The organism is Sphingobacterium rhinopitheci (assembly GCF_022627575.1).
Taxonomy (GTDB): Bacteria; Bacteroidota; Bacteroidia; order Sphingobacteriales; family Sphingobacteriaceae; genus Sphingobacterium; species Sphingobacterium rhinopitheci.
The window spans coordinates 1-11,614 of record NZ_JADEYQ010000039.1 but is presented as its reverse complement, the minus strand read 5'-3'; the positions used below and the strand labels follow the sequence as shown (position 1 = coordinate 11,614).

The window sequence follows — 11,614 nt, the reverse complement described above, 5'->3', positions numbered from 1 at the left end:
CCTATGGCATCGCCACTAGATAAGATTTCTAGCTTTTCAGCTAAACTCCATTTCTTATATTTCATTATCTCAAATGTATTAATTTGAAATCTAAAATTTCACTCCGAACTTATTGGGGGCTAAATTAAGGTGATTGAGACTAAAGTTACAATTCAAGATTTTTATTCAAAAAAGGATTTTTTGAATAACTACAAGATCTATTTGAAGGAACAAGATGTTTTCCCTATAAAACAAGAGCAATTGGGACTATAAACTGAAATTTACCAACTGAATAATTTGATAATGTTATTTATATTTAATTATTCAAACGATACAGTCATAAAAAAAAGCCTCCATTCTACTTTGCACGCTTCAAGGAAGAAGCTATGCAGGATCTTTATGACGGGAAGTGAAGTTTCTTCCTTTGTTGAGACGAATTACTTGAGTTCGAAATTAATATATTTGAACAATGTCAAAACAGTATGACAATGAATTAAAGGTGATGATAGCGGAGCTATATAAATCTGGAATAAAGGCAAAGCAGATTAGTGATGACTATTCTATCCATGATAGCATGATTAGACGATGGAGCCGTTAGTATGATTCCAATTCTGGCGATTTCTTTAAAAAGAATGAATTATCAATTGAGGAAAAAGAGTTGAGGGATTTAAGAAAGCAATTAAAGGATGTAACCGAAGAGCGTGATATTGTACGTCATCAAACTAATTTGGACAGTTAGGTCTATTTTCTTAAGGAGTTATTAGTTTCAAAAAAGGTTCAATAATCTTGAATTGCTTTGGTCTTTTCCATATCGTATAACTACATTAGTTTTTTACTAAAAAAGTTTACGAAGATTTGCTGTAGGCAAAAAAAACTACGGTTTATATTTAATAGACTTATCCTTTTGGGTATTTTCTACTTTAGTTATAGCAGTAGGTTTTAGACTCCTTTCATAAAGTAATATACCAGCTTTTCTTTTTTCATAATTACCTTTTGCAGTCACTGTAAGTTTGTTCAAGACAGTTATATCTATATTTAATTTCGGCTTCTGCGCTGCTTCCTTAAGATCAAGTAAACGATCATTTTCTGCTTTCTTTATTTTCGCTGATTTAGTAAAACTATAAATCGGATGAATCTTATGAAATACCGGATTTATAGCCTGATTATACAGCTGAAGATTAGCATAATATTCTTTTAAAGATTCATTAATAACATATACAAATTCGTTTAATGGTTCAATAGAACGCTCTATCGATGCACCATCTAAACGAAGTATAATTTTATTATCTTGGGTACTAAACCCATGTTTAAGTAATAAAGCACCGTAATCAATTTTATAGGCTCCCTCCTTAATATGCTGGTTTATTTCTTCAATAAACCCATGAATTTTGGTATTATACACTTTAACTAAACGAGCTTCCAAAAGCTCCTTAGGTAAAGGATTACGAATTAAAATGTCCAATTCGGACTTCATTCCCGAAATTTCATCTGCTATAAACTCATAATCTGACATATACTTCTCAACAGATACTTTAGATAAATCTATTCCCTGTAGCTTAGTCATGATCTCCTTACATACCATTTGATCAATATCTAAGCTATAACGTTCTGCATAAATTTCTTGCTCTATTTTACCCCTAGTTGACTGTATTATTTCTTCCACAAAGTTTTTACTATATAACAAGCTATCTAGTTGAAAACGCTCTTCCACCTGTTCAACTAAACCCGGTATACTTGCATAAATATCCTTATATGAACTCTCTAAATTAGTAGGATAGTTAAGATATTCCCAAGTACTCCATGGGTTTGCTAAGGGATCAATGCGGCGCATAACCTCTCGAATAGCCTGATCAACATACATCGTAAACATAACATCATCAACACCTAGAGCTATTATATCTACCCCTTTCTTCAAGGACTCGTATAGCTGATCAACAATAGATTCTTTTAATTTATCTATAGCTTGATCTAAAGGCATCAATCCTATAAGAGATCGATGTCTATAACTTCTTTCTATATCAAATTTCACCTCATCAAGCGCATCATATATACGCTTGATGTCTAATTGCCCTCCCTGACAAATAGCATCTGAAACACGAATCTGAGCACTCTCCAGGCTATTCATATCAGAGGATAATGATGAATCTAATAGATGTCCATGCTTACTAAGAAAATCGACCAAACCAGGAACGTTCCTAATCTTTTCTGTTTCTATATGATGTAAAATATAACTCGTTACAACCGATACTGCAGATGGCGATTTCTGATTCAAACAGTCCTGGATAACAGGCCAAGAAAAGCCAATATCATGACCCTTGTAAACAGTATCACCATAACGAAAACTAATACCCGTGATACCCTTACTATTTTCTCTATAGGTAACTGCGATCTGATAGTCAGAGAGCACTTGTTTTAGGGAGTATGGATCATGTACCAATGCTGACTTCAGTACATCAGTAAGCCGCTGTTCAAGCATAAATTTACTAGCTACAGGAATATCCTTAGCCCGAACAACAGAAGATACCTCCTCTCCCCTGCCCACTAGTGGAGAAACAAAATTCAATTTTTCTTCAACAGGGCTATCCTCCACTGCGCTAACCACAGGTACTACAACAGAGAGACCAGCATTAACTTTATTATTCAATTCTTTTTGAATGATGGGCCACGAAAAGCCTATATCATTTCCACTACAAGCTATATTAGCATAACGAAAGCTAAGCCCTGTAATACCATTTTTATTCTCCCGATAAACAACATCAATCTTGCGATCTTCTAGGGACTTCTTTAAACTACCAGCATCAACTACCTCAACCAAACCTAGGACTTGATTTAAAGCCTGCTGAAGGGATTTCTTAACCTCTTTTATTGCTGTGTTTTTATCACTAATGGTCTTTTTTAATTTTTGTTCTTTTCTATTGGTATAAACATATCCTTTCTCACTATCAGGCGCATAAACAACTGTGCGACCCCTTGTAGCTCTCAAGTTCATCATTTGCTCGACCTTATCACAGGCTACCTGAAGACGATCTTTAATACGATGGGTTTCAATAATACTTTGATCTAAGCATACACGGTTTAAAACAATATGGTAATGATTATGTGGCTTATCACGATGCTGAACAATGACGTATTGTGAGTTATCAACCGATACGCCAATATCTGCTAAAATCGAATGAATAGCCTTTTGAGCAATAGCATTATCGACCTGCTCATCGGGATGAAAATTAATTTGAAGATGCATAACTGGCTTCTTAATAGAGGGCCGCTCAACAGCAAATGCACGCATAACGCGCCCCTGTCCTGCAGTACTATCCCCAAAAACATTCTGCTGTTCTACAATAACGTGCTGCTGATTATGCTCTAATTTTTTACCCTCTTGATAAACATAAGAAAGAGTACTTCGAAAGCTATTTCCTGTATTCGCATTTGCTGTTGGCATCTCTTAAATTTTTGTAAGTAAAGCCTCTATTAATGCGATGGCAGATTTACTATTTTCAGTATTCAGTCCTGCACTGTTCATGTGACGAGCAATCTGATTTAGGTTATTTCCAATACCTACCAACAGCTTCTTATTACCCAGATCTAACTTCTCAATTTTACCTTTTAATAGAATCTCACGAGCATATTCACTGACCGACAAATTCATTGAATTTGAGCGCAAAATAACCCGTTCCTTTTCTTCTAAAGTTAACCGTATCTCAATACGGCTATCTTTTATTTTATCCCCTAATGGGGATAGGTCTTCTTGGTTTTTATCCATAAAAAACTATTTATTTTTTACCCTTCTGCAGCTGCAGAAGGGTAAACTGTTATAGAATCCGCCGAAGGATACAGGATTATATAACAGTTTAATGCTCCCGGCTAGGGCGAGGTGTTAATGAAGAATGGACAATAATTTCATTTTGTCCGTACAAATTACCCCCTCGCTCCTTAAAACTGTACAGCAAATATAATGAAATAGATCTTAAAAAATCTATTTCATTATATTTTAAAAATTATACGGACAAACTTGATAAAGTATATACGTATAATACTTCTTTTTAACTTTAACTTGATTTTTGTTTTAGTATGAATTTAAAAATTCCATATTTAGCAATCTTCTTTTTTCTTTTCGCTAACAGACTTTCATGAAGCCTAGGACTTAAATATTCGCTAATAGAACTATTCGTATAGAACTTAATTTTATCTTTAACATGCTGATATTTCAATAAAGATTCTTCAGGACATTCCCTTGAAAAAAGCGTATTTATATATTGCTCAAAGTCGTATGTACTCTTTGGGAAAAAGTATAAATTGATACTTCCTAATTTTAAAAAAAAACGTATAAATTTTAAAATATAAGGTCGCCTTAATATTGTAAAAGGAAGTCTACTATTCATCGAGTTCATAAAAAGTAGATCAACAAATTTACTCCAATCTGTATCCTCGTCGAACTCAAAAATACGAATCACTCCATTAGGTAAAAAATGGATTTCTAAATTATCTAACCTAGAGATTCCGTAAGAAGTTTGTAAAGTATAAAATACTTTTTTTTCATTCTTTTCAATAAAAAAATTCACATCAAGATAAAAGAGATTCGATCGGAAAAAGTTAATGAAATGCTTTTCTGGCAACGCATAATCGGTATCGGTATCGAAATAATTATTATAACTCACATGTATAGTCCCACCTAGCCTACGACTCAAATTTGTAGCAAACTCTAAATAATCTGAAGTATAATAATTGTAAAATGAATAAAATGATAATTTCTGCATATGCAAAAATAGTACATTAAACTATTTACTCATACACGTATGAGTGTTTAGTGTTTGAAATATTTCTTATTTGAATAAAATAAAATATTTAGATTGAAATGTTAAGCCAGATCGAACAATTCGTAATAGATAGAGTAAAGCAAATGCGTATAGAAAGGGGTATGTCTCAGGCAGAATTAGCCAACAAACTAGATGTAGCTAATAGCTTTATTGGCCAAGCGGAAAGTTCTAAATATAGAACAAAATATAACTTAAATCATTTGAGTAAATTGGTCAAAATATTCAATTGTGCTTATAGCGATTTTTTTCCAACCGCCTAAATCCATGATCAAGGAATAGATGAATGGCATTAATACGTAAGGAGCAATCTTGTTGCTAAATAATTATGATAATAAAACTGGTCTTTTATTTATCATCATAATGTCCACAAGCAGAAAGAACATGAACCGTTATAATATCCTCTTCAATAGAATAAACTAATCGATGTTTTTCTGATATTTTTCGAGCATAACAACCTGCTAAATCATATTTTTTCAAGGTAGGCTTTCCTCTGCCCTCCCTAGGATGTTCTTGTAACTCTTTAATTAACGCAATAGCTTTTTTATAACTATTAGGTTCCGATTTTAATAATGCTTTCAAATCCTCTTGCGCTTTAATAGCTACAATTATTTTATACAACATATATGCTACAAAGACTGTATATAACGATCTAAATCATCAGCTGTATCAAAAGAAACGTATTTCCCTTGTTTTACTTCCTGCTGAGCTTCTTTTACACGTTCAACTACCTCTTTACTGAAATAAAGATCATCATTGCTTACAGGCGTTAAAACATAGGCTTGCTTACTACCTCTGCGAATGAGGATTCTTTCTCCATTATCCGCCAGGTCAAAAAAATCCTTTTGACGTTCTCTAAATTTCCGACTTGTTGTCTCTATAATTGCCATTGTGTACAAATTTTGGTACACAAATATACATATTTATGTATATAAAAGCAATTGAATAAATTGTGTAACAGTCCCTTAGATATATCATCACGCTAACTACCCATCAGCAGGTCATTATAAAACGTGGTTTTTAAATAATACTCTAGGTATATAAAAATATAGGATTATATGTTTATAGGATTACACCATCATGCTAACTACCCATCAGCAGGTCATTATAAAACGTGGTTTTTAAATAATACTCTAGGTATATAAAAATATAGGATTATATGTTTATAGGATTACACCATCACGCTAACTACCCATCAGCAGGTCATTATAAAACGTGGTTTTTAAATAATACTCTAGGTATATAAAAATATAGGATTATATGTTTATAGGATTACACCATCATGCTAACTACCCATCAGCAGGTCATTATAAAACGTGGTTTTTAAATAATACTCTAGGTATATAAAAATATAGGATTATATGTTTATAGGATTACACCATCATGCTAACTACCCATCAGCAGGTCATTATAAAACGTGGTTTTTAAATAATACTCTAGGTATATAAAAATATAGGATTATATGTTTATAGGATTACACCATCATGCTAACTACCCATCAGCAGGTCATTATAAAACGTGGTTTTTAAATAATACTCTAGGTATATAAAAATATAGGATTATATGTTTATAGGATTACACCATCATGCTAACTACCCATCAGCAGGTCATTATAAAACGTGGTTTTTAAATAATACTCTAGGTATATAAAAATATAGGATTATATGTTTATAGGATTACACCATCACGCTAACTACCCATCAGCAGGTCATTATAAAACGTGGTTTTTAAATAATACTCTAGGTATATAAAAATATAGGATTATATGTTTATAGGATTACACCATCATGCTAACTACCCATCAGCAGGTCATTATAAAACGTGGTTTTTAAATAATACTCTAGGTATATAAAAATATAGGATTATATGTTTATAGGATTACACCATCACGCTAACTACCCATCAGCAGGTCATTATAAAACGTGGTTTTTAAATAATACTCTAGGTATATAAAAATATATTTTCCTATAATCCTATATTTTATATAGTTTTGAATAGTTGAAAAAATTATACAAAATGAAAGTTTTATCATTTATTAACCATAAGGGGGGAACAGCTAAAACTACTTCTACCTTAAATATTGGTGCTATATTAGCTAAAAAGGGTTATAAGACATTATTAATTGATTTAGATAGTCAAGCCAATTTGACGGAAGGAGTAGGGGTATATAATCCAGATGCGACACTCTATGATACATATAAGAAGCGAGTTCCTGTTCCTGTAGTATCTGTTGAACATAATTTAGATGTTATCCCGACAAGCTTAGATCTAGCTTATTTTGAGACAGAAATAATAAATGAACAATATAGAGAAAAGGTACTAAAAAAAATGATTGGCCAAATCATTGAAAAATATGATTATGTCTTAATCGATTGTTCTCCTTCTTTAAATATTTTAGTAATTAATGCTCTAGAAATTACTGATTATGTATTTATTCCTGTAGAAGCAGAATATTATGCATATCGTGGATTAGAAAGAATATTAGGTATTCTTAAAAACGTACAAGAAAACTCAAACAGTAAATTAGACTTAGGTGGTATTTTCTTAACAAAATACAATAGTACTCGATCAATTTCAGCTGAAATTAAGGAACAAATAAAAAATCAGTATTCTACCAATTTAATGGATTCTATGATTAGAATTTCTGTAAAAGCAACTGAAAGCCAAATTGAAGGGAAGCCACTAATCTATTTTAGTGAAGATAGTCCTATAACTAAAGATTATATTGCATTAACTGAGGAAATTTTAAATAGAATTTAATTATGGCAAAAAATAGATTAGCAAATCTTAGTGAAAGAAATAGCCAAACTACCAAAACGGCTAAATTTGTCGATAATATGTATTCTGATCAAGAGGAGACTCTAAAGCCTAAGCAGGACTTAGACCTCAGATCTAATAATTTAGGTATAAATAAGCCTAAAAATAATAAACATAAAAAAGATAAAGGTGAAGATGATAACTATAAAAACTTTTTATTTCCCCTGAAAAAAGAATATCACTATTATCTTAAGCACATTATTGCTCCACAAAAGGGACTACCTATGTATGAAATTTTGGAAAAAGCACTTGAGGAAGTATATCCTGATATAAAAAACTTCAAGCCATAAATCACCAAAAAACACAACTAACATATTCACTATCAGTTAGTTGTGTTTTTAACTTCCGCGCCAGGCCATCCCTTTTTTATTGTTTTTTCGTTGATTTTCATTTTTGTAAACTGACATTTTGTCAATATTATTTATTTTTATAGTAAATACTTCTTTAACGTTTTTTATATATTTATATATTTTCTTATTTTACTCCTTACATAGACACTGAATATCAGGTATTTACAAAAGATAAAACCACTTTTTATAATGTTTAAACCACTTTTTATAATGTTTAAACCACTTTTTATAATGTTTAAACCACTTTTTATAATGTTTAAAACACCTCTTCTAAAGATTAGTGGTTTAAAGTAATTTTTCATATATTAGCATGAGTTAAGGTCTCACTTAGAATAAATAAAGTAATGAAAATACTAAAATCAGAAAATATCCAGGCTATTGGAGAAAAGATTTATAAGCAACACAATGCGATTACTTCAGGAAGGTATGATTTTACAGCTTGTCAACTTGATATTTTATTTATGATATTGGCCAACTTGCGAGCAAAAGAGATAAATTATTCGATACACACGTCAGATATTGAAATTATTACTGGTAGAAAGTGGAATATATCACAGCTTACAGATAGCACAGAGCAATTGTTAACAAGGATGTTTGAAATTGAGACTTCTGAAGAGTACAGTCAATTTGTTTTATTTCAACATTTTCGTTATATAAAAGGAACGCGTACAATTGAAGTACGACTCTCTGAGACAGCTCTACCCTATTTTTTTGATCTCAAAAATAATTTCACCCATTTCCAGCTTAAGTCCGTATTAGGCTGTAGCTCAAGTTATGCTAAAAGACTATATATGCTTGCCTGCCAATGGCGTACAGTTGGAAAGTTCCCAAAGCCTATTCCTATTGTGGAGTTAAAAAGAATGCTTGGTTTGGTTGATAAAAAAGGAAATGAACAACTCGAAAGAATTAGTCAATTTAAAGAACGTGTACTCGATATTGCAAAAAGACAAATCAATGAATATACAGATATTACGTTCGATTACGAATTATTCAAGCGTGGACGATCTTTTGAGCTCATACAAATTTATGTAAGCACTACTAAAGGTATCCCAAAACAATTAGAAATAGATTACAAAGAACCTTTAGATTTTCAAAAAAATATACGCACTATTATGGCCTATGGATTAAGTAAGGAGCATGCTATATTAATAGTCAAAGATGGCATAGATAAGTTTACCGATTTTGTCAAAAAAGTTAATGAAAGAGCTAAAAAAGGTGAAATAAGTGTAGATAATGCTGCTGCATATATTGTTGGATCATATCAGAAGAAAGGAATAATACCAAAAGGTTAATAAGAATCAGAAGCACTAATAAAGTATTTTTCGGACGTTTAGACAAAAAAGAGGGGTTATTGAGTGTTTTGAGATACTTTTGAAATATTTAATTTTCAGCTTAATTATTCAGTATTTCTATTTTCTGTATCCGAAACAGAATCGTCTCTGCAATACTTATTTCATGATAACGTTCTAAATAATTATTTATTAATCAGTTACCTTATTTATTTTCTTATTTAGCAGATATTTTGGTTTTGAAAGTTTTCGAAATATCTAAAGTCATTCCTAGAGCAAATACATCAAATTTCTTTACGTCGTCAGCAGATCTTCCGTATGATAAGCGTTGTTCAGCATATATTTGGATATATTTTATTGGTTGATAGGTAAAGCCGGCTATTATATCATTTGTTTTGAACTTTTTACTTAAAGGATATTGATTATTTTCAATTGGAATAGAATTGGTTTCTGGAATATATAAGTTATATCCTGCGTGAATAGAGAACTTTTTTAGTTTATAGTTTGCATAAAATTCAAAACCTTTTGAATCAAAAACTACTGTTGGATTGACTAAATCATTATTGATGTTATGGTAAGAGCCTTGATCGAAATCTCCATTTTTTTTATAACACCGATAGCGCTTATTAAGAATCTATCTCCTTGATATTTTATCCCAGCAGCATAATAGTTTGGTTGTCAGATTAAACCTATTATTCGACCTTGGTTGATGAGGTTGTCGTTTAATAATGCTCTATTAAATGTTACGCCTGCCAATATTTGTTTAGTAACTTCAAGTTGCCCTGAGAAACCAAAGCCATCTATGAATTTATTGTTGTCGCTTCCACGGATCTGTGTTTGAGCACCAAGAAGGAATGGACCAAATTGATTGCGATAGATAATTGCTGAATTAGCACGACCTGTTCCGTTATCTCCGTCGTCTGTTCCTCCAATGAAAGTAGCCGAGGCGTTAGCTCCAAATATTTTAAATTGATCAGTATATGATGTAATATCATAATAAACACTCTATTGTTTACCGAAAGTAATTCTACCATATTTTTCAAAGTTACATCCAATATATCCTAATCGATTGGAAATCGATTGTACTTTTGAAGTGGTTTTTACATCTAGAAAACCATCTGAAGAGTTGGCATCTAGGTTAAAACTAGATTCGCTTCGAAATAGATTTAGATGTAATTCTGTACCTGCTAAAAATGATATTTTCCCTTTTTTAAAACTCACTTTTAATCCGACTCGACTAGCATTATCTTGTAGATCCATTTCTTTTTTATATAAAGCCATATTACCTCGAAAGCTAGTATATGGATTTATACTAAAATCAATAGAATCTTTTAAAGATTGTGCCTTAAGCTGATTGTTTATTATGATTAAGACTAAAGTGAGTAATACTGTCCCAATTCTATTCATAATGTTATTGTTATAGTCTAATTAATCTTAAACCTCTTTTAACCTTAAGTTTAATTTACAACATGTTTAAATAGTGATGATGTTTTTTTTATTTCACACATTTACATAAAACAATTAAAAACGTTTACTGTTCTTTAAATCAGTTAGTTTATGCAATAGAAAGGTTGAGGTATTTATCAATTAGCTATTTGTTGAATTATTTATTAATTAAAAAAAAATAAAAAATGTCATTACACTCTTCAAACAAAAAAAAGCAAAACGTACAGTATGTAGATGATTATGCAGCAGATGTTTCCTTAAGGGAAATACATAAGTATGATCTTGCTCAAAACCCAAATGATCCTAAAATTATTTGCGAGATGATTATGGATGAGCTCTTATTAGATGGAAACGCTAAACAAAATTTAGCTACATTCTGTCAAACAGATTTAGATCCTGAGATCCATTATATTATGGACAAATGCCTGGATAAAAATATGATTGATAAAGACGAGTATCCACAAACAGCAGAGATTGAAAGTCGATGTGTTCATATTTTGGCAGATTTATGGAACTCTCCAGATCCTAAGAATACTATAGGATGTAGTACAACGGGGTCTAGTGAGGCGGCCATGTTAGGTGGATTAGCATTAAAGTGGAAATGGCGAGAAAAAAGGATTAAGGAAGGGAAATCAACAGACATGTAAATCGTCAGCAAAAAGTGGACAGTTAAAGTTATAATCTTAAGGAGGGTTTTCATTAAAAACATTAAATTTAATTATGGAAACTCCAAAGAAAAAGAGCACTGAAAAATTTGTCAAAGACATTCGTAAGTACACCCGTAGGATTTTCAGTTCAGAGCAAAAGATTCTAATCGTAATGGAAGGCCTTCGAGCAGAGATTTCAGTCGTCGAACTCTGCCGTAAACACAACATTGCCCAATCTCAGTTTTATTCCTGGAACAAAGAATTTATGGAAGCGG

The 11,614-nt window shown here is 31.6% G+C and carries 13 protein-coding genes; 7 read left to right on the top strand and 6 right to left on the bottom strand.

Annotated elements, in window-relative coordinates; all coding sequences use genetic code 11:
* Positions 1–448: 448 nt before the first annotated feature.
* Positions 449–577 carry a hypothetical protein gene (locus tag IP023_RS15860; RefSeq protein ID WP_262914429.1) on the top strand — a complete coding sequence of 43 codons (129 nt, stop codon included), beginning with the start codon at positions 449–451 and terminating at the stop codon, positions 575–577.
* A gap of 276 nt (positions 578–853) precedes the next feature.
* On the opposite strand, the gene IP023_RS15385 is transcribed toward IP023_RS15860, so the two are convergent.
* From IP023_RS15385 to IP023_RS15375, 3 genes are all read right to left on the bottom strand, one after another.
* Positions 854–3,418, bottom strand: a complete 2,565-nt coding sequence (locus tag IP023_RS15385) for a relaxase/mobilization nuclease domain-containing protein (protein ID WP_241791297.1) — start codon at positions 3,416–3,418, stop codon at positions 854–856.
* A 3-nt stretch (positions 3,419–3,421) separates the two neighbouring features.
* Positions 3,422–3,739 carry a plasmid mobilization protein gene (locus IP023_RS15380; RefSeq protein ID WP_241791296.1) on the bottom strand — a complete coding sequence of 106 codons (318 nt, stop codon included), beginning with the start codon at positions 3,737–3,739 and terminating at the stop codon, positions 3,422–3,424.
* 286 nt (positions 3,740–4,025) lie between these two features.
* A complete protein-coding gene (locus IP023_RS15375; protein WP_241791295.1) occupies positions 4,026–4,733 on the bottom strand; it encodes a hypothetical protein in 708 nt (235 codons plus the stop codon).
* A gap of 98 nt (positions 4,734–4,831) precedes the next feature.
* Here IP023_RS15375 and IP023_RS16005 point away from each other — a divergent pair, with 98 nt between their 5' ends.
* The gene (locus IP023_RS16005) at positions 4,832–5,053 is read left to right on the top strand and encodes a helix-turn-helix domain-containing protein (RefSeq protein ID WP_394801863.1); all 222 of its coding nucleotides are present in this window, start codon (positions 4,832–4,834) and stop codon (positions 5,051–5,053) included.
* A gap of 85 nt (positions 5,054–5,138) precedes the next feature.
* On the opposite strand, the gene IP023_RS15370 is transcribed toward IP023_RS16005, so the two are convergent.
* Together IP023_RS15370 and IP023_RS15365 are read right to left on the bottom strand one after the other, a co-directional pair.
* Positions 5,139–5,414: a Txe/YoeB family addiction module toxin gene (locus IP023_RS15370; protein ID WP_241791294.1), complete on the bottom strand. Its 276-nt coding sequence runs from the start codon at positions 5,412–5,414 to the stop codon at positions 5,139–5,141.
* A gap of 5 nt (positions 5,415–5,419) precedes the next feature.
* Positions 5,420–5,680, bottom strand: coding sequence for a hypothetical protein (locus tag IP023_RS15365; RefSeq protein WP_241791293.1), 261 nt, complete (start codon positions 5,678–5,680; stop codon positions 5,420–5,422).
* A 1,126-nt stretch (positions 5,681–6,806) separates the two neighbouring features.
* On the opposite strand from IP023_RS15365, the gene IP023_RS15360 reads away from it, so the two are divergent.
* The 3 genes from IP023_RS15360 to IP023_RS15350 all read left to right on the top strand — a co-directional run bounded on the left by IP023_RS15360 (position 6,807) and on the right by IP023_RS15350 (position 9,249).
* Complete coding sequence (locus IP023_RS15360) at positions 6,807–7,550, top strand: ParA family protein (RefSeq protein ID WP_241791292.1); 744 nt, start codon at positions 6,807–6,809, stop codon at positions 7,548–7,550.
* A gap of 2 nt (positions 7,551–7,552) precedes the next feature.
* On the top strand, positions 7,553–7,897 hold the full coding sequence (locus tag IP023_RS15355; RefSeq protein ID WP_241791291.1) for a hypothetical protein: 345 nt from the start codon (positions 7,553–7,555) through the stop codon (positions 7,895–7,897).
* 404 nt (positions 7,898–8,301) lie between these two features.
* Positions 8,302–9,249 (top strand): replication initiation protein, encoded by a 948-nt coding sequence (locus IP023_RS15350; protein WP_241791290.1) that lies wholly within the window; start codon positions 8,302–8,304, stop codon positions 9,247–9,249.
* A 1,002-nt stretch (positions 9,250–10,251) separates the two neighbouring features.
* Here IP023_RS15350 and IP023_RS15345 read toward each other — a convergent pair.
* A complete protein-coding gene (locus IP023_RS15345) occupies positions 10,252–10,653 on the bottom strand; it encodes a porin family protein (protein WP_241791289.1) in 402 nt (133 codons plus the stop codon).
* Between the two features lie 224 nt (positions 10,654–10,877).
* Between IP023_RS15345 and IP023_RS15340 the strand changes: the two genes are divergently transcribed.
* Together IP023_RS15340 and IP023_RS15335 are read left to right on the top strand one after the other, a co-directional pair.
* Positions 10,878–11,339 (top strand): pyridoxal-dependent decarboxylase, encoded by a 462-nt coding sequence (locus IP023_RS15340; RefSeq protein ID WP_241791288.1) that lies wholly within the window; start codon positions 10,878–10,880, stop codon positions 11,337–11,339.
* A 73-nt stretch (positions 11,340–11,412) separates the two neighbouring features.
* Positions 11,413–11,614: transposase (locus IP023_RS15335; RefSeq protein ID WP_241791287.1), on the top strand; the 202-nt coding region annotated here is incomplete at its 3' end.